General features: G+C 35.5%; 22 protein-coding genes. 1 reads left to right on the top strand and 21 read right to left on the bottom strand.

Annotated elements, in window-relative coordinates:
• Positions 1–7: 7 nt before the first annotated feature.
• The 6 genes from P0092_RS10870 to P0092_RS10845 form a co-directional block, all read right to left on the bottom strand.
• Complete coding sequence (locus tag P0092_RS10870) at positions 8–1,009, bottom strand: alpha/beta hydrolase (RefSeq protein WP_004619569.1); 1,002 nt, start codon at positions 1,007–1,009, stop codon at positions 8–10.
• Positions 1,010–1,041: 32 nt separating this feature from the next.
• Positions 1,042–2,343, bottom strand: a complete 1,302-nt coding sequence (locus P0092_RS10865) for a U32 family peptidase (protein ID WP_004619570.1) — start codon at positions 2,341–2,343, stop codon at positions 1,042–1,044.
• Positions 2,344–2,737: 394 nt separating this feature from the next.
• A complete protein-coding gene (locus tag P0092_RS10860; protein WP_004619573.1) occupies positions 2,738–3,799 on the bottom strand; it encodes a cysteine peptidase family C39 domain-containing protein in 1,062 nt (353 codons plus the stop codon).
• Positions 3,789–4,211, bottom strand: a complete 423-nt coding sequence (locus P0092_RS10855; protein ID WP_004619574.1) for a helix-turn-helix domain-containing protein — start codon at positions 4,209–4,211, stop codon at positions 3,789–3,791. Before P0092_RS10855 ends, P0092_RS10860 begins: the two co-directional genes overlap by 11 nt.
• Positions 4,212–4,350: 139 nt before the next feature.
• Complete coding sequence (gene pssA, locus P0092_RS10850) at positions 4,351–4,890, bottom strand: CDP-diacylglycerol--serine O-phosphatidyltransferase (protein ID WP_004619575.1); 540 nt, start codon at positions 4,888–4,890, stop codon at positions 4,351–4,353.
• 81 nt (positions 4,891–4,971) lie between these two features.
• Positions 4,972–6,819 carry an LTA synthase family protein gene (locus P0092_RS10845; protein ID WP_040758859.1) on the bottom strand — a complete coding sequence of 616 codons (1,848 nt, stop codon included), beginning with the start codon at positions 6,817–6,819 and terminating at the stop codon, positions 4,972–4,974.
• 410 nt (positions 6,820–7,229) lie between these two features.
• Here P0092_RS10845 and P0092_RS10840 point away from each other — a divergent pair, with 410 nt between their 5' ends.
• Positions 7,230–8,342: a hypothetical protein gene (locus P0092_RS10840; RefSeq protein WP_004619577.1), complete on the top strand. Its 1,113-nt coding sequence runs from the start codon at positions 7,230–7,232 to the stop codon at positions 8,340–8,342.
• A gap of 99 nt (positions 8,343–8,441) precedes the next feature.
• Here P0092_RS10840 and P0092_RS10835 read toward each other — a convergent pair whose 3' ends face one another.
• From P0092_RS10835 to P0092_RS10765, 15 genes are all read right to left on the bottom strand, one after another.
• A complete protein-coding gene (locus tag P0092_RS10835) occupies positions 8,442–8,861 on the bottom strand; it encodes a bis(5'-nucleosyl)-tetraphosphatase (RefSeq protein WP_004619578.1) in 420 nt (139 codons plus the stop codon).
• Between the two features lie 69 nt (positions 8,862–8,930).
• Complete coding sequence (locus P0092_RS10830; protein ID WP_004619579.1) at positions 8,931–9,605, bottom strand: methyltransferase family protein; 675 nt, start codon at positions 9,603–9,605, stop codon at positions 8,931–8,933.
• Positions 9,606–9,659: 54 nt separating this feature from the next.
• Positions 9,660–10,436: a C1 family peptidase gene (locus P0092_RS10825; protein ID WP_004619580.1), complete on the bottom strand. Its 777-nt coding sequence runs from the start codon at positions 10,434–10,436 to the stop codon at positions 9,660–9,662.
• A gap of 171 nt (positions 10,437–10,607) precedes the next feature.
• The gene (locus P0092_RS10820) at positions 10,608–11,435 is read right to left on the bottom strand and encodes an EFR1 family ferrodoxin (RefSeq protein WP_004619581.1); all 828 of its coding nucleotides are present in this window, start codon (positions 11,433–11,435) and stop codon (positions 10,608–10,610) included.
• A 48-nt stretch (positions 11,436–11,483) separates the two neighbouring features.
• Complete coding sequence (locus P0092_RS10815) at positions 11,484–11,897, bottom strand: hypothetical protein (protein ID WP_004619582.1); 414 nt, start codon at positions 11,895–11,897, stop codon at positions 11,484–11,486.
• A 123-nt stretch (positions 11,898–12,020) separates the two neighbouring features.
• Positions 12,021–12,773 (bottom strand): FlxA-like family protein, encoded by a 753-nt coding sequence (locus P0092_RS10810; RefSeq protein WP_004619583.1) that lies wholly within the window; start codon positions 12,771–12,773, stop codon positions 12,021–12,023.
• A gap of 132 nt (positions 12,774–12,905) precedes the next feature.
• On the bottom strand, positions 12,906–13,694 hold the full coding sequence (locus P0092_RS10805) for a zinc metalloprotease (RefSeq protein ID WP_144020500.1): 789 nt from the start codon (positions 13,692–13,694) through the stop codon (positions 12,906–12,908).
• A gap of 131 nt (positions 13,695–13,825) precedes the next feature.
• Positions 13,826–13,984, bottom strand: coding sequence for a hypothetical protein (locus tag P0092_RS10800; RefSeq protein WP_004619585.1), 159 nt, complete (start codon positions 13,982–13,984; stop codon positions 13,826–13,828).
• Positions 13,985–14,078: 94 nt separating this feature from the next.
• Entirely contained in the window at positions 14,079–15,959 is a 1,881-nt protein-coding gene (locus tag P0092_RS10795; RefSeq protein ID WP_040758862.1) for a YcaO-like family protein, read from the bottom strand.
• Positions 15,960–16,688: 729 nt separating this feature from the next.
• Positions 16,689–17,198: a hypothetical protein gene (locus tag P0092_RS10790; RefSeq protein WP_004619587.1), complete on the bottom strand. Its 510-nt coding sequence runs from the start codon at positions 17,196–17,198 to the stop codon at positions 16,689–16,691.
• A 395-nt stretch (positions 17,199–17,593) separates the two neighbouring features.
• Positions 17,594–18,082, bottom strand: a complete 489-nt coding sequence (locus P0092_RS10785) for a P-loop NTPase family protein (protein ID WP_004619588.1) — start codon at positions 18,080–18,082, stop codon at positions 17,594–17,596.
• Positions 18,083–18,225: 143 nt separating this feature from the next.
• On the bottom strand, positions 18,226–18,612 hold the full coding sequence (locus P0092_RS10780; protein WP_004619589.1) for a YybH family protein: 387 nt from the start codon (positions 18,610–18,612) through the stop codon (positions 18,226–18,228).
• Between the two features lie 325 nt (positions 18,613–18,937).
• On the bottom strand, positions 18,938–24,841 hold the full coding sequence (locus P0092_RS10775) for a sugar-binding protein (protein ID WP_276187199.1): 5,904 nt from the start codon (positions 24,839–24,841) through the stop codon (positions 18,938–18,940).
• 959 nt (positions 24,842–25,800) lie between these two features.
• Positions 25,801–26,124: a hypothetical protein gene (locus P0092_RS10770; RefSeq protein WP_004619591.1), complete on the bottom strand. Its 324-nt coding sequence runs from the start codon at positions 26,122–26,124 to the stop codon at positions 25,801–25,803.
• Complete coding sequence (locus P0092_RS10765; RefSeq protein WP_004619592.1) at positions 26,117–26,329, bottom strand: helix-turn-helix transcriptional regulator; 213 nt, start codon at positions 26,327–26,329, stop codon at positions 26,117–26,119. Before P0092_RS10765 ends, P0092_RS10770 begins: the two co-directional genes overlap by 8 nt.
• Between the last annotated feature and the right edge of the window lie 416 nt (positions 26,330–26,745).

Genomic DNA, 26,745 nt, shown 5'->3' with positions numbered 1-26,745 from the left:
CTACCCCCTATATATCTACAACACTATGTTTCCTAATAAATGCTCCCAAGTTATTAATTGCTTCGACTGCTTCAGGTAATATAGGTGCAAATGCTTGCCATACATGAACCATTTCAGGCCATATTTCCAATGTAACATCTACTCCTGCTTTTGTTGCCTTTTTTGCAAATTCTTCAGAATCGTCTCTCAAGCATTCGGCATCGCTTACTTGCATAAGTAAAGGAGGCAAACCCTCCAGCTTTCCAAACAAAGGAGAAACAAGCGGGTCCTTGGGGTCGTGCCCATGAAGATACGCTGATTCCTTTCCTGCTCCCTTCCTAAGTGCAGGAGCAAAACTACCTAGCATAAAATCGGTATTTTCACGACTGACCCACGAATTATTAGAACGTGTTTCGTCCGCACTGGCAGACAAAGTCATTGCAGCATTAGGAAGTGTTATGTTAAGCTGTTTCAGCTTTAATAACATTGTTAATGTCAAGGTACCACCTGCTGAATCTCCGGCAATAAATACTCTCCTTGCATCACTAACTCCTAAATAGCTGTTTTTCTGCATCCACATATACGCTTTTATACAATCCTCCAATGCGGCAGGAAATGGATTTTCAGGTGCAAGTCTATAGTCAACAGATAAAATAGAGCAGCCGGAAACCTTGGCAAGTTGGGCACACAAATGTCTGTGTGTGTCCAAATCTCCAAACATAAATGCTCCTCCATGGAGATAAAGAAGACGAATGTCAGGATCACTGTCAGAAGCGGTTATCCACTCACAGTCAAGTCCTTCAACATCAATTTTTCTTACTTCTATATCTTTAAATACATCTGTATCCTGTAATTCATTAAAAAGAATTTTCGGGAATTCAATATTCAATTGAAGCTTTCCCCACGTTTTCTGAAACTTAAAAGCAGAATCCGAGCCTTTTGTTTCTTCTTGTGATTTAAGTCTGTCAGCTAATATATCTCTTTCACGTTTCAACCTGTCTAAAATCATAGATAATTCTTTAGAAGCCATAATGTCCTCCATTTATAGAGTATATTTTATATTTAAGCCTTGTTTAGATTAAATACTTTGCTTGAATTTAAATCATCAAGAAATTCACGAATACCTTCAATGTACTGGCGCCTTTTGTCTTCATCAACAGTTATTGCTTTTTCAGCCCAAGCCCTACAATAGGAGCATGTTTGTTCTGAGTTTATGTCTAAGCTGCTGCTTTGTCTCCAGCCCTCATCATCGCATATCTTATTACCACATGATTTTGATTTGAATTTGTCTAAGAATCCATCCAATTTTCTGTTGTCAATGTGAAACCAGTCAAGATTAAATAAATTATCTAACTTCCTTAAACTTTCAGGATTGTATTCACCTTTGGAAATTCTCTCAGCAAATACATTACTATCGTCTGCCGCTTCCTTTTTATTATCCAATAAAAACCTTTTCTGAATTGCATATATAATATCCATTAAATTACCGTCAAAACGTCGTTCACTATAAGCTTTTACTGTTTTAAGCAAATACTCGGAAGTGGAACCACGCTCCACAAGCTTTAAAGACAAGTTTGGATTACCCACCTCATTCATCAGCTCTTCATAGTAATGGACATCATCCGGCCTAATCCATGTTGCCGATATAAGCTTTGCAGGACTTGTCATTTTGAGAAGAGTACACAAGTAATATTCATATAATATATGCGATTCCGTTGTATATTCTCCGGTCTGCGAAGCATGTGAATTTGAAAGCCCATGATGTGTTCTTAAAGGGCAATCATGAAGACAGAGGTTGTTTGCAAAAAGCCGTATTCTGGTTCCGGTTTGTTTCGTATATTTCAGGATTTCTCTTAATAAATTGAAATCTCTGTTAACAAGCTGATCTAAAGTTATTTCATCTGCACCAAAGCCTTCCCAGTATCTTATTTGCTGCAAACTTCTTATTCTTAAATTAACGCTAATGGAAACTTCTAAATGTGGATATTGCTTTTTTATCATTTGGCATATGTATGGGTTTGCAACGGTTACAGAATCCACCTTGGCATTAACCACTCTATCCAGCAATTCAAGGATTTTTTTATGGTGTTCCTTAACAAACTCTTTGTTTCCAAGGCATAGAGCATTGAGTAAATAATTAAATTTAATGTTATTCTTGTGACATAACTGTACATGTTCTTCAATCTTCTGCCATGACACTTCAGGTAAAATCAATGAAGCTCTTCCGCCGCCTACATCGTCGTGCTTCATCTTTGCATAGACTCCTGATACAATACCAAACTTGGATATGTCCTCAATTAATTTTTTATCAAAATTATAAGCCATATCAAATTTTATAGATTTTGTTTTTTGATTTTCATCCACGAAATTAGCCCCCCTTATGCAGTTAATTTTTTTATTTGAATACAGTATTTTTAGCTTGTACAAATTTTATATAGTTACACTCACAATATGCTATGTCTAAGTGAATTACTTGGTATTTTGTATTTTTGAGACTACTTTGTATAATTTTACCATATTTGTTATTAGTAGTAAACTAACTTGTTTTCTTATTATTTTACAATATATAGTATTATTATTGATAATATGTTATATTATTGCAGCAAATTTCATCACTGTTTTCTTGGCACTAAGTCTAGCTTGAACATGCTTGATAATTTGTACAAAAAAAAGAACAGGGTATGTATTTTTTAAACATACTCTGTTCTATCTACTACTGTAATGTCTTTTTGATTTTTAACAAATGCAGCAATTCAGGCTATAATACTGCTGCTAACTGCTTTAAGATGTCAAATGCTTTTTTGTCATTTTCTTCTGCTATGCGAATGAGCTGTACCGTCTTTTTTCTCACATCCGTTTTAGCAAATTGCCGCATCTGACTCTCGCCACGTTCCCAGCCTCCGGTAACTTCAAAAAGCTCTTTTTGAAGTTCTGATACAGTCATAAAATGTTTTGCAGTCTGTTCAAGAAGTGATTGGTGTTCAGGGTACTGTACTGCTGCTTTTTTTATGAAAACCGCAGCATTATACCTTCCGTCTGAAATACAATCAATAGCATCACCATGAGTAAACATCCTTTCTGCTAAAAGAGGCAAAATCAGTCCTTCTGAAAAATCACTGTCATTGCTGACAGCCTTTGCCCATGCTTCGTAGGCTAACAAACCTTTTGCATAATTACCCATTTTTCGTCCTACCATCACCTCAAGGGCGTTGTTTATAATTGTTTTTGCATCAAATATTTTGCCATTTGCCGGTTCAAGAGACATAACAGCAAGTGTGTCGGGATTTTCCCACCAGCGTTCAGTAATAAAATACCCGGATTCGTCAAAGGTAATGCCCGAATTAAACTCCGGATTGTCCTGAAAAAAGTTCCATCCTAACAGAGTTTCCCCGCCATCGCGATAGCCTGCAATGATACACGCCTCCGGTGGGCCAATAATCCCCAATGCGATAACAGGGTTTCCTTTATCTATCTGTTCTTTAATGAATGTAATAAATTCTGATTTTTGGGTGTCCTTCTTTCTGCCCAGTAATTTATATTTACAACCAAGAGCTTCAACTCCTTGTCTAAAAACCCGCTCTGGCTCATCATAAGTACATATAGCATCTACATTGCCCATATTCCAACTGGTCTCATCCCAGGTTAAACGGAAGGCCGCACCACTGGCTGCCATAGTATAATCGTAGGTCACATTAATACCCATATAGTTAGCACATGCATACAAACAGGACGGAAATGGTGTCAGCCCCTCGGGACAATATTGTACTCTAGGTACCCCTAATAGAATTGCTTGATCTTGATTACATTGACTACTCTTCATTTTTCCCCTTACCTTTCATAGTTTTATCGTTCAAAATAAAAAGTTCAATACCATAAACTCCCGCGCAGAGCTTCGTTCTTCTAATAGTAATATCCATTTTTCGCAATTCAGATGGTGTCGTCCCTACAATTCTTTTAAATGCTCTGGTAAAAGCGTCTGCATTGTTAAAACCATAGCTCATTCCGATGCTAAGCAGACTTCTGTCTGTATAGCGGCATTCAAAAGCAGCATTGGCAATTTTTCTTTCCAGAATATAGCGATAAAGAGATTTGTTCATCTGGCATTGGAATAATTCACGAATATACGGTAAAGAAAAACCAGTCTCATAGACTAATTCATCATAGTCAATTTTTCTTTTAATACGCGTTTCTATAAATGTAATCATTACATTTATAAATAAGAATTTATCCATAGCTCCTCTGATTTCTATGTACTTTACTTCATGAAGTAAACTTATTTTAACCTATAATCAATTTGATGTCTCGACATTTTTGAGGATTTTCTATTGATAAAGTATATGGACTTGAAGGTACTGGGGTTAACATACTATTTTATCTTTTTTTAATTCTGATTTTACTGACCATAAGAAAAGAAAGCAAAACAACAATGACAGCACTAAATAAGGTATTTGCATTACTATACCTGTGATGTTCTATTGAATAGCAGTTGAACAGGTTAATTATGGCCAGCAAAGCTCCGGCAATTGTTATGGGTACTCCAGAAAAAACATTATTAAATGCTGTCACATTGTAACGAGCCAGTCTGTATGCTCCTGCAATAGGATATATAACTGCCAGCAGGCAACCTATAACCGGAAAACTAATAAAACTGATTTTCCAAGTTATTATTATTGGTGCAATTCCAAAAGAAACTAAGTCTGACAGGGAATCTAATTCCTTGCCTAACTCACTTGTACAGTCCAGCATTCTGGCAGCCTTACCATCAAATCTGTCGGTTAATGCCGCTACCATAACCATAAGGGATGCCTGTACAAGGTCATTTCTAATTACAAACAATAAGGCAATTACGCCAAGTGATAAATTTATAAGTGTTAAAAAATTAGGCAAAGAACGCTTAATCCTGTCTCTCAAATGATCCACCCTCTACATTTTATATTAATAAGTTCTCATTAATTTCATACTTGATTATATTTAATTCTGGTTCCCTGACTCTTATTTCTTAAAATAATCCCCGCGTATTATTTTATCTGATATTTCAAGGCCCTCAACAGCATGTGCCTTATCCTTTTCATCTACGTTTCCTACCACAGTGGAATTTCTAAGTACCGCAAAGTCTTTGTTCGTTTTCAGAAGATTTCTGCCCATTGCGGTACTAATATAACTACTTTCATCAATCCCCATTAAGTAAGCCAATGTAGGCATTGTGTCAACCTGTCCGCCGTTAACATTTATCTCTTTCCCTTTCAGGTTTTTATTGTAAATAATTAATGGAATACGCTTGCCGTTGTCTTTCCACCAGCTCTCCTGCTCAGACAGCATACCTATGTCTTTTGGAAAATACTTATGAATTCCCTCGTGGTCGCCATATATGGCTACTACAGTATTATCAAGTATTCCGTCTTTTTGCAGCTTGTCCAGAAGACGTCCCAACTGCTTGTCGGTATAGTGAATACATTGTAGATATCCTCCCAGTTTGGATTTGTCAAGCTCTTCCGAAAGTTTTAATTCTCTGTATTTGTCAGCAAGTTCAAAAGGTGTATGGCTGGACAGTGTAACCAAAAATGTATAAAACGGCTGTTTTTCCTTCACTATTATAGGTTCAATCTGGTCAAAGTATGTTCCGTCGCTAATACCCATATTAATTCTCTCAGTAGTTTTATAATAGGATGAATCATAGCACTTATTAAAGCCCATGGATTTCAGCGCCGGCATCCAGTTCCAGAAAGCACCGTTATCAGGATGGATTGCCGTAGTGAAGTACCCATTTTTCTTCAGCATTTTGGGGAATGAATTGTAATGGGTAAAAGGATTGCTGAAAAATGTGGTTCCCAACTGAATGGGGTATACCGATGCATTTGTCATTAAATCAGCATCTGAGCTGTTGCCTCCTCCTACCTGTTCATGTATATTTGTAAAAAACATGCTGTTTTTTACCAGCTTATTCAACTCAGGAGTAATTTCCTGACCGTTGATTTTTTGATTAATAACAAATTTTTCAAGAGATTCTACCTGAATAACAAGAAGGTTTTTTCCTTTAAACATGCCCTTATACTCATTATCGGGAAGGTTTTCTTTTTTATCTTGATACCACTTTGCAATCCTATTTCTCTCAGCAGTATTAAGCTTTATATTTCGTTTTTCCGAAAAATACAATACTGAACTATAGACCTCATAACCTAATGGCGATATATTGTCTATTGTATTTGTAGCATCAAATCTGTAAAATACCCAATTCATAGGAATAGGTTTAGCTGATATGCTATTTACTGCCGGAGCTATACAGTAAATACTAGTCAGTGATAAAATCAGCATTCCCATTGAAAAAACTATATTTCTGGGAATATTTCTGTAATAATTTCGTTTAATTACGCCCAAAGCAATAAGTACCGGAATATCTATAATAAATATTAAATCCTTCCAGCTCACTAATGCAAAAAACCCACTCAGTGAATCGGACATGTTTCCTCCAGCCTGAAGTGTATGTAGTGTAGGAAGAGTATTAAATCCACGTACATACCACAGGTCAATCAAGAATAACGCGGAAAACAGAAAATTGACAAATATAGATACATAAAAACGTGTTCGGTTTTTAAACAAGAAGAGCAGCCATGTCACCAACAGTGTAAAACCCAAATAGTAAACTGCACGGAAATGGTAAGTAGTGAGAATCATTTTTACAGCACTTTTTAATGATGAACTGTAATGGTCCTTATTAATTATAAATCCCACAAGAATTATGTTCTTGCCCAATAGCGCAAGTATTACATAAAATGGGATAATATCTTTAGGTAATAGATTTCTAAACAGAAGCCCAGTTAGTTTATTGCTTGGTTTTTCCATAGTGATTACTCCATTTGCATTATTTAATTTATTTACAAAGCTCATTTTAACCCTTATTTGCTCAGTTGTAAATGAAAATTATTAAAACAGCAAACGCTTATACTGCAAGGCTTTCGGACGTTTTACCCCTCTTTTTTAATAAAGATTACAAATACGTAACCTCTTCGGTAAAATTGTAAATAATAAGCAGACCAGTGTCTCTTGTTCCATTCCGACATACGCTTTCTAGGTTGTTTCAGCCTTTGAATCAGCTCTAAATAACAGTAAAACATTATCCGTCTTTCCTTTTAGAAGGTTCATTATTTCACAAAAAACACAGCAACAATTGAAATAACTGTAAAGTTTTCCATATCAAGGTCGATACTTTATATTGTGGGTACAGATGAAAATCATGCTAAAGGAGAAGATCTATGTCTAAAAAAAATTTAAAAAGAATTTTGGTTCCATTTCTATGTTTGACTATGTTGTTTGCAGCATCAATTAATACATATGCAGCAATATCATCAACATTTTATACGTATTTTGTAGGAGGCTCTTCTAAATATAACGATTATAAAAAGGTAATAAATAGTAAAAGTGCAGGTTTCTATAATAACGTAACTACTACCACAGCTTCAATGGACACATTGGCAGGAAATGTTAATACAGCCAAAAGCTTTGCAGCCCCTAATGATATGCTTGGTGCTGACAGCAGCTGCAGCTACACTATACAAGGCCTGTGCTATAACACTATAAGTTCTGTAACATATACTTTAATCAGCGCTTATTCTAACACAGGTAATGCATCTTGTATTTTTATGTCATCTGATAATACTAACTGGACTAAAATTATAGTTGGCAGCGACAAATCTCATTTTGGTGGAATTGCTTCCACAGGCAGCTATACCTTCATAGCGGGAACAAATAAACTATTGCGTATTACTGATTCGGCATTAAAGACATGTTACGATAAAGCTACAAGTTATAATAATGGTAACATTAAAGCAGTAAGTACTCTTGCCGCAACAAATGCCAAAACCATAACTCTTAGTGGTATAACAGCCAGTTTTCTAACGTATGACACCGGGAACGACTTATTATGGATTGGTGAATTTGCAGACCCTGCGGATGGTACAAAAACACCATATATATATGCATTTACACCATCCAAAGCTGAAAGCGCATCAGCTTTAAGCAGCAGTGGCAGTACTTATAAATCATCAATTCCTTGGTATTCACAGGGTGCAGCAATACGTGGAGGTAAGCTCACTATTACCAGGTCAAATGTCAGAACCCCTGATAGTATAAATTTTGTATCGGAATTGTATTGTTATGAAAATTTCAAACCGGGTAACAGTTACTTTGGTGTCTCTCCATCAAGGAGCTATATGTTACCGACAATGGCAGAAGGGATTTATCTTAGTGATTCAAACGCATACATAGTATTTGAATCTAATTCATCGGAGTACTATAAACCCAAAACTGCTGGTGATTTTATTATTCGCTGTACTGAAGTTATAGCTGTACCGGTAAGTAATATTTAAAAGAAAATTTATTAATTATTAAAGAAATATCTGTATCCTAATAAATGAAGGCTAAGAAAAAAGTGTTTCAATTAAGGTTGAAGCACTTTTTTCACAATTTCAGCTATAATTTAATAAAGAGAGAAAGTCATGAGCCTCTTTTAGTATTTGCTTTGAGTTATCAAAACTCAATAATTCCTTCATTTTGCTGTACTTTAACCACCTGTACTCTTGAATTTCATCTGCCTGTATACTTACATTCTTTTCTGAAGATGTCCCAATAAAATATATAACTTCCTTGGAAATACCGTCATCCAACATGTATTGTGTCTTTGCTCTAAATCCGCGAAGCAAATCAACACTTAATCCTGTTTCTTCAAAAACTTCCCTCTTAGCTGTTTGTTCCTCGCTCTCATGATTTTCCATATGGCCTTTTGGAAAACCCCAATGACCATTAGCTTTACTTTTTACTGCTAAGAATTCAATATTTTCAATCTGTATCCTGTAAACTATTACACCACACGACTTTTCAATAAACATTTTCTTTTAACCTCAAAAGTTATAAATATACTGTCCTCCTATAATCTCAATATTATAGAAATTTACTTGTTACCATATGAAAGGAATCAACCGATATTTCACATCCTGCGTATACGTTTTATATCCGTCTAAGCCTCTTTTCAACATAGTATCTTCTAAATATGTTCGAATAATGATTATACTTGCTATAGCCGATGCTGTAATTGTCACAGATATAGCTGGAAATATCAAAGATATGGCAACACACCAAATTAGTACTGCTGAATATGTAGGGTGTCTTATTATCGAATATGGTCCATCCTTACAGACTTTCTGTCTTCTATCGGTTTGTAATCTTGCAGTTGATTCTAAATAAGTGTTAACAATCATAGCCTTTAAAGTAATAGCTGTCGAAAAAATTAGAAGAAATATTCCTATACAAAATAAATAATCTACCGACCCCCCTGATTTATACCCTATCCCCGCAATAAAATATATAACGAAGTACGCAAGCATCCAGTAAATAGTTAGTAACACCTTATCCCAAAATGGAGAATTTGTATTAATTTTTCCTCTTTCCCGAATTGTCTCAGAATTTGCTTTATACATTATAATTCCAGAGATAATCGCTATCAAAATGTACAATCCAAAATAAACAATATCTCTGACACTAAGCATCCACGACGCTCCTAATAGAAACAGAAAGAAACCTATTACTCTCTGTGCCACCAGCCTAACAATATAGATAACTGCTCGTTTATCCACTAAAATATCACCTCCAAGGTAAAAGCATATATTTACAATAGTTTCGCATTTATCTTATTCCATAATCCAATAATCAAAAGTATAATCAGGTATCACATAATCAAACGGCATATAAAAATATCCTTTATCACCCCATTTATCTCCCCATGAATTTCTCACTAAAAGATAACCTTGTTGATGCTTGTTTCTGCCGGGCATACCATGGTTCTTACCTATATCCTTATAACCAACTATTAAAACAGCATGAGCTCCCAGCTTTTTTTCGTTCTTGCGCGGCATTGGCATAATCCCTGTTTTAGTTACTGCCTCCGATTCAAAACTTTCATATACATTCATTCCTAATAATACCGGTTGCTGCCTGAAAGCCAAGTTTTGCTTGATTTCGTCTAAGGAACTTAATGATTTATATGCAATAATCCTGTATTGTTGTGCATTTATTTTTGCAAGTTTTGAAGGTGGCAACTTATAATTTTCCGGATTATATGGCATATATTTTTCTTCACAAACGCCTTTCTTATAGATTGATTTGCATGTATCTCTAAGACTTGCCCCATCATCCTTATTGGTTTTTCCTTCTAATTTTCTTTCTTCATAATATAAAAACATTCTTGATAACTGAATTTGATTATCTTGCAACAGCATAGCTCTACAAGTGCATCCGGCATTTGCAGTACACGATCCTAAGTTCCCTTGGTTATATACAGGTGGACATTTCCCTCTTAAGTCTACTAATTTAGGCAGTATTATTTCAGGATGTGGTGATACTGATCTGGAAAAAAGTAAATCTCTATTATCAATTCTATCTTTATTATAAGAATATTTGTAATTCATATATATAATGCCTCCACAAATGATGAATTTATTAATATAATATGAGTTTACATAACTTAATGTTAATTTGGCCCTGATTTTTTACATAGGAAAAATTTATTTTTAAAGTCTTAATCTATACTCTACTATTCATTTTTCAAAATCTTGAGAACTGTCTAGACAGGATATACGCTAATTTTGAACAACATCAGGCCCCCGATATCGCTCATATATGTTTGGGTCAGCAAATTTCCCATTAAAAAGAATAGAATAGGTTGGACAATTATTATAGCAACGCATACAAGCAGTGCAAGTTGGTAAAAACCTGAAGCTATCATCTTTATACTCGATGCTTTTTGTGGGGCACTTATCAACACATAACATACATCTCTCACAAGAATTCTTCTCAACACAAAAGACTTTATAGTTGTCTGCAATTGCCTTTTTGGATATTTTCCTTATCAGAATGTTTGGTATTAAATAAAGACCTCTACCGGTTATATAAGGTTTACCTGCAAAAAGCATACCTGCTGCTTTTTGTAATTCTTCTACTGCTAATAGCTTTCTTTTATTTAGTTTTTCTTGTGTAATTTTTTTTACTTTCAAGTTTGGAGTAGAAATATTGTTGCAGATTTGTATATTTACATAGGAAATCAACCTGAATCCCGTATTTTTTAGAAGCTTCCCTGCACAAAAAGGACCAAAGCCATTTATATAAGCAAAAGTATTGATAATATACACCGGTTTTGCCCACTCTGCTTCATCTGCCAACGCTTTTATTACATTGCTAATAAATACCCTCATAACCGGAGGTATGTTACCACCATATATGGGATTTGCAAAACCGATAAAATCTGAGTTTCGGACTATTTCTACAAGAAAAGAGGGCTTCCGGGCATCAACTCCGTCTATTGAAATTGAGTCTACATCATGCCCGCCTTCAGCAATTATACGCTCAAACTCTCTGACGGCCCATTCTGTATTACCGGTACCGCTGAAATAAAATGTTGAAAGCTTCATTAAAATCACTCCAAATTTGTATATGATTACTATTCAGTATACAACATATTAATAATAGTTTTTATTTGGATCTTCAGTGATACCTGCGTAGTCCTCTAAAATAGTCATTACTTCTTTCAAATTCTTTTTATGTGAGATTTCCATATCCATCTGTTGTCTACATTCAAAAGCAGTTCTGGCATTTTTTACAGCATTATAATCACAGGGCCTTACATCATCAGTTTCACGTTCCATTTCCAAGCCATTTTGTTTTTTTACTTTATCTGCAGGAATCCTTTTTAACAGTATCATCTGTCCTTTTTCATCAACTATGTAGGTACAGTAATAATTACCTTCTCTTACTGACAGAATTTGTTTCTTTTTTTGCTTCACCCGGGTATTTTCATTATTATTCTTATCATCCAGTGCTGCAGTAGAAGTATATGTTTTTCCAGCTCCCACACTATTGATAAATAAACTCATTGTATACCTCCTCGTATCACTTTAGAGCTAAACCATCAGGTTTTTGAAATCAGAATAGTTTGTTAACCCAAAAAAGCACCTTGCAATGAAGTACTTCTTTGGATTACTAATATCTTCTAATTCTTAAATTCGTATATCAACAGCTCTTCCTTGGGGTGGAACTGTTTCCTTTCCATTCTTTATGACTTTTTCAGAACTTTTGACGTCATTCGAAGATATAATACCTCTGTTCTCATCTTGAATAGATTCTGCATCGCCTGTAATAATCGACACTGGATTTTCTTTATCTTTACTATCTTCTTTAATATCATTTTTCGTTTCTTGTTTTCCTGTTTTTTCTCCGTCCTTAGCCGCTTTTCTTAAATCACTATTTATTTTTTCCGATTTTTTATGTATGTCACCTTCAAGTTTTTCAATCTTCTTTGCAATACCTTGACCTGCTTCAGGACTCTTATCACTATGAGATGCAATTCTTAGCTGATTTTTCAGATCAGTTCTTACTTTTCCCATAGTTTTTAAATCTGAATACCCAGTCACTGCAGAAATCATATTTTTTGAGTTTATACTTACATCAGATTTTTCATATTGGGCTTTATTATCTTCATTATAATTATTATTTTTTGAATCCACTTTTCCATAATCCGGCTTGATTTTTTCCATCCGCTTTTGCCTAATCTGTGATTCTATATCAGTAATTTGCTCCGTTAATTCCTTGACTTTTTCCTGTTTCATTTTAGGATCCATTTTACTCTCATTGACTTTTTGAATTTGCTCCTGCAATTGCATCTTTTGTTTCTCCAATAGTTTTATGCTATTATCAAAACCCATAGGTGCATAAGTAATATTTGAACTGGTAGATACTGCTGAAACACTCATAATAAGTTCCTCCGAAAATACTAATTATATTTACACTATTTATATCGTAATTTTCCAGAAATGTTTTATAGTATTTCACAATGTTCACATGTAAACATTGTGAAATAGAAAACAACAGAAGATATAAAAGGTTTATATATCTTCACCTAATAATACCTTAAATATTTTATATCCATCAGTCTGCATGAATATACATAGATTTGAAATAACAGAAAGTATTTCTATAAAAATATATAAGAATAATATATTATCTAAGGATGGAAATGCGCGATATAAAATTAGTGAAATTCCTATCAAACCAATATCTGACAATATCCCTGCAATATAGACTAGTATTTTTCTCTTATTATTTATATATTCCATTCCATATAGAGAAGTATACATGGTTGGTATAAAATGGTTAAATTTTAAGCCTATTTCAATTACATAAACATTATTAATAGCAGCTACTATTCCATGAGAAATTTCATGTAATAAAGTTGATATTAATGCAAATATTAAAGCACATATTATATTTATAAAATTAAAAGAAAAAACCACACTATTAAAGTTAAACTTAACCAATGAAATTCCTATAAATAATAATGGTATAGGCAGAAAAAGAATAATATAGTAAAGTATCTTTATAAATAATTTTTTAGACTTAAATACTTCTATCCCATCAATTAATTTCCAGTTACGAAATCTTTTTTTTATGCTTTTTTCATTAATGAGTCCTACTTCACTGAAGGTATTAATCAGATGAATAATATAGTCTTTACTAAAATTACTGTCATAGATATCATCAATTGTATTAGCTTTGTTTAATAAATTCAGTATCTCAAATTCTTTATGTCCAATTTTATAAGTATTTCTATTATTACGATTATATACTACAACAACTTCTTCATCCTGTTTAATAACAGTTATATCGTTTTTCATATATGATTTCATATTATACCCTTTTCATTACCATTTAAGTGTAAAATAAATTACGATTTCTAGGTATATTAATAGGTAACATATCAAATAATATGTTACCTATTTACATAACTATTTTAATTCAACAATAGTTATAGGAATGCAGCGCCTCCTGCTGCAAATGTCACAGTAGATCCACCCAGAGCTGCCCCTAAGCTGTTTACGTCTTCTGATTTTACTTTCTCTACATGATCTTCATGTATTTTCTGAAGCTCGTCATCAGTTAATAGACCTTCAACTAGAGTATTCATAATTTTATCCTCCTTTCTGTTATTAGATTATATAATTTCTTTTCACGAAACACTTTATAAAAAATATGTGAAAAGAAAGAATATTGAAAATTAGCTAATCAATCACATTCTTCGAAGGATTTTCGTCATAAGTTACTTTATCTGAATTAAATTCAATTAATTTTGCTATATCCTCCTGATTTATCGGATTCTTCTTCTGAGCACAGATGTATTGATGAAATGCATGTTCAAATCTCTTATAGTTTTCATTTTCCTTTAGATTTTCTAACTGAGCACTGGATGGATACTGTTTTATAATTACTGATGCCGGATCCTCAAATAAAGAATCTAATCGAAGAATGTATTCTTTATCAAACATTGATTCTAGGTATTGTAATGAATTTTTATGATCTTTTAATTCACACATTGCACTGAGGTAGTATTTTATTGAGGTAATCCACTCCAATACATTTGCATCTATTTTTCTCATTGTGATTCTATTTTCAATATAAGTAATCTCTCTTAATGCATTTAAATAGTCTTTATTTACTATATAGCACATTGCTGTCAGGTATGGACATCCTTCTCCTAATTCTTCAAAAGGAATTTTAACATCTTCCAAAAAACTATAAAAATTGCTTACTATATTCTCTAATTGTGCATTGGAGAAATAGTCCATTGTTCCAATAATATATTTTGTATTATCAAGTGTAATTTTATCTGCATTATAAAGTAAGCCTGAAACTAAATGTTTAGTATTATAAACCCTGAATAATGTATCACTTGTATTTCTCATCTCTGACATTCCGGGTATTATAATATGAAATGAAGGGAAATTAAAATGTGATACATTCCGAACCAAAACATCATAACCATCATTAATAAATTCATTAATCCAACTGTTTGCAATTTCCGCATTTGTCATAGTTGAAACATCTTTTACAGGAGCAAATTCAAATGAAGGGGTTCTTCCGAATAGTTGATATGGAAATTGTCCAACACCTATTTTGTAACTGTTACATATATTAGTTTCATCCTCTACATTAGTATTAAAGAAATCTATAACACTACGATTTACATATTCAAAAATATCCTGTCCCTGCGTGGCTTCGGTAAAAGCCCGTTCCATAGCAATTCCATAGTCAGGATGACATCCTAACTTAATTCCATATTTACCTGTATTTTTTTCAATGATTATTAGCGCTGCCACAGGATATTTGCCGCCAAACGAACAATCTTTCAACATTACTTTATAACTTGAGTTTTCTTTCAACAACAAAAACATTTCATAAATGTACGGAAATTGCTTAATATACTCTTCGGGTATATCTGGTAATGCCGGTTTTTCTGTAAATAGACGTTTTTGTATATAGCGTTCTATTATTTCAGATAATCCTTGAACAATTGCTTCCTCTGATGTATTACCGGCACACATTCCGTTACTTCCATAATTTAACACATAACTGTTTATTGGTAGAAATTCAACTTTACCATCTTTAAAATTATAAAAAGGTAATGAATAATAGGTATCTTCATTATTTAATAAATGCTCTAATACATGAACACTTTTGAAGTTTTGCACTTTCTCCTGAAAAGAAGCATTTCCCATATTGCGGTTTTCAAAATACAGTCGCATGAAGCTATTATTATTAGCTATCAATTCTTCTGCAGTTAAGCATTTTCCATCTAAAGCCCCCCCATGCTCATCCACTTTATCTGATACAATAACATTTGTACCGAGCATATTATTTTGAAAGCGCTCAAAAAACTCAGCGTACCCGCTTGCAAGTGCAAAATCCTTCGATATGCCCTTACCATTTGTTCCTATACCTGTTCCCTTAATCTCAATTCTAACTGTATATGTATTTAAACTGCTTTTTTGGAGCCAGGTTTCATCAACCTCTATTTCACATGCCTTAAGTATTCCCTTTAACTTATTAACTGTTTCAATTGGAGATATTTCTTTAAAATGCATTTTCTGTTGTAAACTAATCAATCTTCATTTTGTATGCTAATGCATACTCTCCTTTCCATAATAACTATCTGCCAGTCTTTTTTGTTTTCTTAGTTTTGATTGTAATCTAAAAGAGTTGGGGCTGAATGGAGGATACATGTGTAAATATTTTATCCATGAAGAAAGAATTCAGCATCGGATCACATAGGTCAATATCGAAATGTAGAGGTGATTTTGTGTATCAGAATGAAATACTTAATTCCATTGTATCTCCATAGATACAGAGAGAACAGTCTTCGTAAATTGATTTAAAAAAAGTTAGGTTTTGTTATAAATATTCAGTTATCAAATAAAAACACATTGCATTTCTTACCATTAACTTCCTATCCATACATTTACATATTATGCTACTGTCTGGCATTTGTCAATGAATTATTTCAATTTAAGCCAAAATCAGCATATTTTTTACATTTTATTTATTTTCTTTTACAAATAATAGTACTGCAGAACTTAATTACTAAATCGTAAGCTCTTAATATTGGGAAGAGCATCTTCTTTATTGTTCATGAAGAAAATAAACAATAAAAAAACGAGCCTATTTTAAATAACCCAAAATAAGTTCGTTCTTTTTGGTGTCTGTACTTTTTCCTATCTGCCTTCCGTAAAATATTTTTTCTTTCTTTTATAATAAATGCTACATCCGATTAGCATCGACAGCCAGAAATATTGTTTGAAGCCACAACCGAGAAAATAATTAATGTCTCTTAAGTGTTAAAACACAAACGAAACATTCGAAATTGTTATACTATCTGAGGAAGCGTTAGTAACGCCAACAAAATAATAATTTGTTTTGTCAGCGGTATAAGTTAAAGTAGCGCTGGATGCTTTCTTTGTCCCAGTCTTCCAAGTATTGGGGTATGTTGTGTCTGAAGTAGTGTTTTGATAAAAGTCATATTCGATGGTAGCACTTCTGTTTAAAGAATAAGAAAACGACATGGATGTGTCTTTTGTAACGTAAAAACCCTTAGGCCCTGACTGCATAAAGGCTGTGTACCAACCATTGTCCAGCGTAATGGAACCTCCCCAAGAATATCTTGCACCTATTGCCGGAATTATTCCTTCTTTAACGATTTCACCTTTTTCATTATAAACAGTATAATAAATATCGTGTACACTCGCATTAGTTGCAGCGCTCACAGCACTCACAGAAAAAGATAACCCCATTACCATTACCATAATCATAGAAAGAACACTTGTAAAAAATTTTTTTGACCTATTCATGTTATACCTCCAGTTAAAGACTTAATTTATAATGTTGATAATACCTACTTTTAATGCTGAATAATCGGATGCAGCACCAATAACAAAAATATAATAATTCCCCTCTTCTTTAATTACTAACTGATATTTACCAATTACTCCATTACCACTGATGTAGCTATAGGTGGATCGCTCGTCCAAATTTCAAATTCTGTATCTGGTAGTCTCTTTATAATAGTGATAGCAGCTCCTTATTAGACAAGTTTATTTGTTAATATTTTACATATATGTTATTTATATGTCAATAGCAAAAAAAGTTTATTTATATTGCGTCCAAAGATGGACACGAAAAAACCGCAGTTCATTTACTGAATATGCGGTAATAGAGTATTCCTATATATATAATATAAATTAAACTATAACTTTTCCTGTAATTCTTTTTTAGATTTAACCCAAACCAATTTATGCTTATGCAAGAGCAACATCTCCTCATACTTTCTTCTATTTTTCTCGAAATCATCAGTCCATTTAAACATTAATCTAAGCATTTCAAATGTAGGCTTATAATTGCACTTTTCTATACCAATTATTTGTTTGATAAATCTTGTGATAATTCTAAGTTTTCTTATACTTAGAGAAGTATCCAAAAATATAATGGTTTCTGCCATATCAAACAAGCATTTTTGACTTTCTCTGTATGTACCCTCAATAATCCAATCACCTTTTTTATCAATGTCTAAAATAATATTTGTTTGTTCTGTTTCTGTACGTTTATATCGTTGTTCTCCTGGAAATCCCCATGCGATGCAATCACCTTCATAAAATTTCATGTTGTATCTCAAAGATAATTCTCTTGCAAGAGTTGTCTTTCCACTTGCAACTATCCCAAAAATCAGAACTTTCAAAGCAATACCCGTCCTTTTGATATACTTTCTAATAGAAGACTAAATATTCTTAATCCGAAGCAAATCTTTACAAATTATTCAATATGCTCCAACGTTTAAATATCAAGTTTCTAACATTATCACACTACTGCGCTGTTAATATTTTAGTCAAGTAATGATGTTCCATATGAATTGTCAATTGCGCACAACCATTTTCCATCAATATTTCTATAAATATAAGTTGCTCTTCGGTTCATACTAAATTCCGATTCGCTTTTATTGTCCGCTTCCAGTAGAGTTTGAGACATAACCAAAACCGTATCGCCAGCCTCAATCATAAGCATTTTACCTTGTGTAGGTATTATACTATTTTTAAAGTACCCGGCAATTTTTATAAAAGCTTTCTTAATAGCTTCTTTGCCCTGAACTTCCAGACCGGGTTTGATAACAAGAACTGCATCCTCAGTGTAAAAATTCATTAAATCATCAAACCGTTCCTCTCTTATTGCCTTGTCGGCAGCGTCTATCAATTCTTTTATTAAGTCATTCATTAATTTATAGTCCTTTCTTATAAGTTATCTACAGTTCAATGTTGTCCGGCAAATTCCTGTTTATCAATTCCGATTTCGAAATAATTCGTTATAAACGATATTATATTATATATGTTTTTACGTCAAGCTATTTGATACCAATTTTGTATGCCTTTTAAGGCAACCTGCTTCCAATCAAAAGGAGATTAAAATAAAAATAGAGAACTATCATTTTTCACACGCATGAGTAAGTGGAATAAGTAGTTAGCGCACAAAAAAAGGGCTATCTCAAATCATTGATATGATTCTTAGACAGCCCCTTTTTGTTATAGATTTTAATTAATTACTACTTATTATATATTTTGTAGATAAGAACCGCTGCTTCAGCTCTTGTTGCATTGCTCTTAGCATTGATATTGCCGTTTGCACCGCTTATCAAACCGGATTTTACAAAGTTTGCAACACTATCGACAGCGTAGCTTGATATGTCGGAATTATCAGAGAATTTTTCCAAATCCATTGATGATCCGTTTTTAGCCATTTCTTTAGCAATCGTTAACGCTTTATCAGCAAGAACTATCATATCCTGTCTTGAAATTAGTTGGTCAGGATTAAACTTATTGTCGCCTGTTCCATTTGTAATTCCAAGCATTTTAGCTGTAGCTATCGCATTGAAATAATAATTTTCTGGTTTAACATCATCGAAAGCAACTGTTGCACTAGATTTGAGTCCTAAAGCCTTCATAAGAAGAGTCAAATATTCTGCCCTTGTAATGGAATTCTGAGGAGAGAATGTTGTTTCAGACGTTCCTCCTATTATTCCTTTTGAAGCAAGTACTTCTATTTTGTCCTCTGCCCATTTAGTCTTAAACGTATCCTCAAATTTCTTTTCAACATATGTTACAGCGTACGTTCCTGACTCAGTTGCTTCAAATACTACCTTACCACTACCTGCATCATATTTTCCGCTTGTTACAGGTGTTGCCTTACCATTACTGTCTATAGACCAAACTACAATATGTTCAGCATTTGCTAATTCATCTGCAGTAGGCTTGTAGTCAATTGACACTGTAACCGGTGATAAAGGATTGCTGATTGACAAACTGTTTCCGCCTGCCTTTAGATCAACATCAATTACAGGTCTGTTTTCTATCTGATTCTTATCAGATGCTGAAAGGCTGATATTAACTGTTTTCTGCTGTATAGCCTGATCTTTCAGTGCGTCCGCAGGTATTACAGCTGTTCCTACAGGAGTCACAATTTCAATATTCTTTTTACTGTCTGCAGACTGAAGTGAGCTTACAGGCAATGTCTGAACATATTCCTTTGCACCCTGTGCAGCTGTTACTACTACTTTAGCTGTAGAAGAAGTAGCGAATGCCTTATCAAGTGCATCCTTAGGAACTTCTACGCTTGCCACGCCTTTTTCAACCTTTGGCTGTGCTGTGACCACTCCGTCTTTAACTACAACATTGCCAGTTGTCGTAGGTGTTGGTGTAGTAGTATTACCACCAGCTGGAGGTGTTGTCTTCTTTACAAGTGTAACCACACCCCATTTTGAACCGTTAGTATAGGATTGTCCCGACTCGTCGTTCCACATTATTACGTCTTGACGGTTATTGTTTGCTCCCGCGTCATTGATCTGCAAATCAAATCCAATTTTTTGATCAGCCTTAGGAGTCACAATCTTAAATGGAATCTTTGTTTCAATGTAATAACCACCATCCACTACTTTGGCAAAAGACTCAACACCGGTCTTATATTTGTCTGGACTAATACTTTGTACATTTTTATAGTTTATACGGTATTGTCCCATACCATCGCCGTATTTAGTTGCTTTACTGTTGGTCTCATCCACAAAGATCTCTATTGAATCCTGCTCCCACACGTTGCTGCTGCCTGTGTTGAGCACAGGGTCTTTTACACGTGCCAGCACATACAGGTTCTTATCATCCCACAACACTTTAGTAGTACCACTAGTAGGACCATCCTTCATTGTCAGATGCTTCATGTTCGGCATCGTGTCTGTCATAGCCCAGAGTGGGTCGAGGTTGTCTCCACCGAGTGTAGGGGTACCGTATTGGGCGGTTCCAATGCCGCTAGGCTTCACAGTAAGCGCTTTGAACGCGTCACGCAAAGCGACATATGAATTATCCGCTGCTTCTTGCCCAATCTTAGTATTCGAGGAAGCAGTTTGTGCTGCACTTAAGGCACTTGCAAAAGCGTTCCATGAATCAGTTGTATAAATCTCTTGGTCCTGGTTACTGACGTTCTTAATCAAGGCGTTCAGCAGAGTTTTATCGACAGTCGGTACAACTGCGTTTGCAACTCCACCATTGCCAGCTTTGTACTTAGTAAAATATGCTTCTACTTTCGCAATTTCGTCAGCTGTCAGCACCCTGTCATAGATGAGAACCTGCGCCACCCCACCAAGGAAACGGTAAGGGGTTTTAGCAGCCATCGAGTAACCTATGCCAAGATCGGATCTGTTTCCGGCAAGTGCCGTAGCATTGGTTCCTCCGCCGATACGGTTACTATTAACATAAACGTCTCTATTGGAACCGTCTAGCTGTGCCCGGACGCTGGTTAGACCACTGATAGTTGCTGAAATACTTTGTCCACCGCCCTGTATGTCTCCATTAGCATTACCAAAGCGAAGGTTAACTCTGTTTGTTCCTACACCCAGATTGATACCGCTCCAACCATCGTTGCCAGCCCAACTTCCGTCGGTCTCGTTCAAGCCGAAGTAAACAACGCCATTTTGGTCGCTGGAGCTGTTGGCTGTGTTTGTTGGGCTAAGCAGCGTGAATATCGTCATCTGCGTCTTGCCGTTATAATTCTTAAAGTCTGCAAATTTTAGCGGCCTTGACGTCGCTGCAAAATCTACATAGTCGTATACATCTTTCTTTAGCGTAGGGTTACCGCTTGGTTGTCCAAGGCCATCACCGTCGCTACTGGTGACATCTGCCGGTACAAGCTTGGCATTGACGCCTCCCATATTTGTCCATCCAGTTACGTTGCCGCTGCTATCCGTTTGCACTCCCTCATCGGCTTTTAACCATAAGTCAAGTCCATTTTTAGGAATATCTGCAGGCGTCATGTCTCGCACTGTAACAGCAGCGTGAGACTGGCTGAGTACTTTGCCGTCCTTTGACCGTACAAAAATAACGTATGGGCCTGCTGTCTTAGGCGCAATCATACCGAGCTTGTCGCCAGTTGTCTTTGTTTCTTTATCGCTTTCAATAAAATTTCCGTCGCTCGAAGAGGAAAGCCATATCTCTTTCGTCGCATCGTTCAAATCGTATGCAAACCTGACTGTCCCTCCGGGGGCCACTGAAATATTAGCCTGGAGTAGCTTATTTGCTTCCGATACTGTTGTAGTAAATTTAATGGTTTTGAAATTCGGCTGTGTCTGAGTGCCGAGTACCAAGGTCCAGCTTCCTTCGGTGGAGATTTCGTACCCGTCTGCAACAGACTTGCCGTCGAGCGTATAGGTATAGCCTTCACCTAATGTAAGTTTAAGAGGACGTACCGCTGAAACTTCATAAGTTTTACCGTCTTCCACATTAACGGCTGATGCGCTCGTATCGACATACACCGTATACTTGGAGGTAGCAATTGGTGTGACACCGTCTCCATAAACGATATATAATTTGTATTCTCCTGCTACAGATGGAGCGTCGATTGTCTTTGCGTTTCCGGCAGCTTTTGTCATATTAGTGCCTTCAGTGAAGACAGTTGTGCCAGCCGGTGCGAGCCAAACAGTGTCTTCAGCTTTAAGCAGACCTCTGCGGTTTAGTGTTTCACCTTTACCCATGACAACATTAGAAGCCAACTCATACTCGGTATCGTCAATAAGGCTCTTTGGAATCATATGAGTGTATTCATCGGTAAGACCAGAATCCAAAACGATTTTGTTGCCGGCAACCGGCCAAATGCGGTCTACGCTTTTGTAATTATTAGCAGTAATTCTAGGACCGCCATTCTGGTCGTTATCCCCATCCACATAACCTCCGATAGCAGTCATATCGCTTTTACGCTTCCAGTTGTTAAACTCAAAAAGACGACTCCGTCCAGGAGCATAGGAGAGCTTCGACTGTACAACGTTGTAATTCATCTTTATGAACGTACTACCTTCGTCGGGATGGAACCCGTTTGTCCAATTGTTGGAACTCTGTGGTCTGTTTGTGCGATTTGGGTCAAGGAAGTTGTAGTTCATCTCAGTGTAATTTATCCAGTTATCAGGATACCAGTTACTTTTAGGATCTGTAACGGGGCTGCTTGTCAAATTATTGACTGTGTCCCACGTTCCCCCATCCGGCAAATCACCGGGATCACCCTGACGTCCCAGTGAGTATATGGCTCCTGAGTCGTTTACTAATGTACAGCATTCCTCTACTCTGTTATAGTTTATATGGTTATTTCTTGATGTTGTTGATATTTCTGAAGACCTTGCTTTGCTATCTTCACTAGTACCCGCATAAGGACCGCCAGTCTTATTGGTACCTTGAGCAGTATAGCCGAATCCATCGTACTCGCACCAGCCCCAGCCTATGCTCATAGCACCGTAAGTGGAGTCATAAATGTAGTTATGAAGTACATTCATGTTAGTTGTGTAAAAAGAAGTAAATGAGTTGGCGCCAGGGAATCCATAGCAGTTCCTGTACAAAAAGTTATTTGTAATATTGATATTGGTCGGAACGGCCTCAGTGCCCGCCTGATATTTTTCCTTATCTATGCCAGACCAGCTCTTTATTCCTGCATCACTTGATTCATTTATATCCTTCTTATCATTTTCATAGATATGCTGCGGATGTCCGACTACAACGCCGGAGCTGAGCGTATCTACTATATAGTTGCCCGTTACTTCGCAATCCTTTACATCGTTCTCCAGATGAACGCCATTAAATCCGGTAAACCCGATCTCGCCGTTCAGTACTTTGATGTTTCTTGCTGCATTAACCATTACTGCTGCCGGCGGTATGTCATACCCACGATAGAAAGTTTCATGCCAGTTTATATAGCTTGGGAAGTAAACTTTATTTACTATACAGCCCTGAACGGATGCAAATCCTCGCGAACTTGTTGTCTCCGGATCTGTTTTGTCACTATATTTATATGTACCTGTTAGTTCATACAGTTTATAGTCAGTGTGAGCGAACGTCAGCCCGTTGAAGGTTATGTTTTTAACTCTTCCATCATCCGAGTTGGCAACAGGATTAAGCCTGTCTCCCACAGGAATTCCTCTTATGTCGACAACTGTCTCAAGTATAGGAATAACTACATCAGCTGTATTGATATCCTCACCCTCAAGCGGGATGTAGTAAAGTGTGCTTTCAGCCTGATCGAAATAGAAATCCCCACGCTTGTCCAGGAACTCGAAAGCGTTACGGATTACTTGATCATTATTTGGATTGTATTGAGTGTTATTACCCAAAGACTGTGAAATTGCTGCATATGGCATCTGGAATCGAAGCATAGTGCCGTCAGACATATTGCTGGCTGACGGTGCTTTTTCTGCAGACGCAAAGCAAACAAACGGTCTCGCCCATCTTGCACCGCCCAAACTTTCAGCTTCGATGTTTTGTGGGTTTTTCGTATTCAGTGTCAGGCCTGAGCCGGTGCCAAATACGATAGCTCCTTTGATTTCGCTACCGTTCTGCCAAGCCCAAGGGTTGTTGGTACCGTCAAAGCTGACTGTAGGTACGCCCGTGGTAGTTCTGTTTGCAGAAGTTATTGTTGGGCTTACAGTCATGTTGGCGCGCTTGTCGTTTACATAGATTGCGCGTAACTTTTCGCTTCTGTTGAGTGTAGTTTTATAAACCTTTAAGCTGCCAGCCTGAGTTAGTCCGGCAGCTTCTGTCCACACGCCTTTTGCCAGCATCTCACCGCCACTGATTACCGGCTTTGCTCCAGGAGCTGCCTCATAGCGGATAGTGCAATCATTACTTCCGGAATCATCTTTGTCAAAAACTAAGGTTTCATCGTTAGGATAAAATCCATCTGCAATTTGTACAACGATATCACCGCCGGTCTTTGGCAAAGTCCGTACTACTTCTTTTGCCTTGGCAATTGTTTTATATGGCTTTACTTCGGTTCCGTCACCTGCGGCGTCGTCACCATTCGTAGCTACATAAATAGTTGTTGCTGTGGCACTGTCGGCCATGACTGTTGCTTGAGGTAATGGAAGCATGGTTATTACCATTATTACAGTCACAATCCAACTTAAAGCTCTCTTTCTTGCTCTCATAAAAGCCTCCTTTAATTATAATAGATAGGCGATTCAGAATTTGCAATCCCCTTTATTTTAAGGCCTTTCAGCCTTAAATACTAATGATCCCACATTCTTCTTGCCAGAATTCAAAAAATTAATCCGGATATAAGACCCAGTTTCTTCAGTAACCTCTATGGATACTTCTTGACAATAATTTAGATATTTTAAAGGATAATTTTACTAATATTAATTGTATAGCTCTAATACAGAAGGATGAAGAGATTATTATTGGTTCACAAGGAAAAATATCGGTAAAATGTTGTAGTTTATTGGAAATAAATATCACATTTTATCATATTGTGCTATTTTATAACGGCGTATGAGTGTGTTAATAATAGGATTCAAAGTGGCCAATCAAAAAAATTAAGCTTATGCACACATAATAAAAGCCCCTGGTATCAGGGGTTTCAAGTCATTAATTCAAATTGGTCTTTTCGGTACAGATATAGGTGTATATGTATCTGTAGGGTACCTCATAAATCAATTTTCTATAGAGTTGTATTCAACACTATAGTTACCATTTTTGCCTGTGCTTTTACACTTTAGTTCTATAGACTCGGGCATACACGTTAAATACAATTCCAATATACTATTTTTATATAGGATAACCTTTTTTGCTGTCAGGTTATATATTTCCTCTGAATCTTTTCCTATATTACATCTCAAAAAGGGACAGAAAAAAACACCCGGTGGAGTGTTTGTATGTAAGATTTATTAAAAAAGGTAAACGTTTTTATATAAATAGTTCTTTTAGCCTTATTAAACTAATGCAAAATAAAAGTGCATACATACTACTTAATAAAAATCATCATATGTGATTTATGTTTGGACTGGCTTGTAGTTATTTATACTCACCAATCGTATTTTTTAAATCTTTTCGTAAAAAGACAAAGAATCGAGGTATCGCAAATACTTCTATTCTTTGTCTTTCGTCATCACAGCCGCTTGTCAAAATATTTTAAAGCAAACAATTCTATTGTATTTCGTAAACAGATGAAAAGCAGGATACAGGTTAAAACACGGTTAAGGGTAAATGTCATTTGGATATCGGAAAATAGTGATACCATGTTTCCGGCAAACAATAATACTATCAAAACATTATTTGAATGATTTGCCACATTATTTGCTTTATTTTGTAGTAACTGCCAACGTTCGTCATTCTTGTATTCAATGCTCTTTTTTGCTTTCCAGATATAAAGAAAAAGAGTTATACCAAGGCCAACGAGAAGAAAAAATAAAATGATGGTTTGTTCAGTCATTGTTCATGTCCTCCTTGTGTTCAAAAACTTCAGTGATTAGCACGTTAAAAACCTCCGCAATTTTGAAAGCTAATTCTAATGAAGGAGTATATTTATACTTTTCAATAGATATTATTGCTTGGCGGGAAATACCTACCATCTCAGCTAGATCAGCTTGTGTCCAGTCTCGTTCTGCTCTCAAAACCTTAATCCGATTTTGTATCAAAGTAATTCCTCCTTGCCAAAAAGTAATGTATACATTACTTTTTAAGTGTAATTGATTATTTACATTTTGTCAACATCAAAAGACTTTTACGTGCATTAATCCTTCAGTAAATAACTCGCTGTTACCACAAAAAGTGAGGGTATGAAAAAAGCACCTGGTGGGGGTGTGGACAATTTATCGTATGTGTTTGATGTTTGAATTACATCATTTTTTCCTTAATCTACACACTATTTTTATACCTTTAACGATTTTTTAAAATTTTACAAGGTTTTTCTTCTTCCTCAACTAAGTGTTTACTCCACGACCGGATTCAATCCCAAGTCTAAAAGTATTTATTAATAGCTGTTCTAAAGCTATTTTGAAAATAAACAAGATAATATCGCTTCCTTCTCTTTTTATCCATTTTGCGTCCGGAT

The organism is Ruminiclostridium papyrosolvens DSM 2782 (assembly GCF_029318685.1).
Taxonomy (GTDB): domain Bacteria; phylum Bacillota; class Clostridia; order Acetivibrionales; family DSM-1351; genus Ruminiclostridium; species Ruminiclostridium papyrosolvens.
Note: the sequence above shows the minus strand (reverse complement) of the source record. Positions and strands in the feature narration are given on the sequence as shown.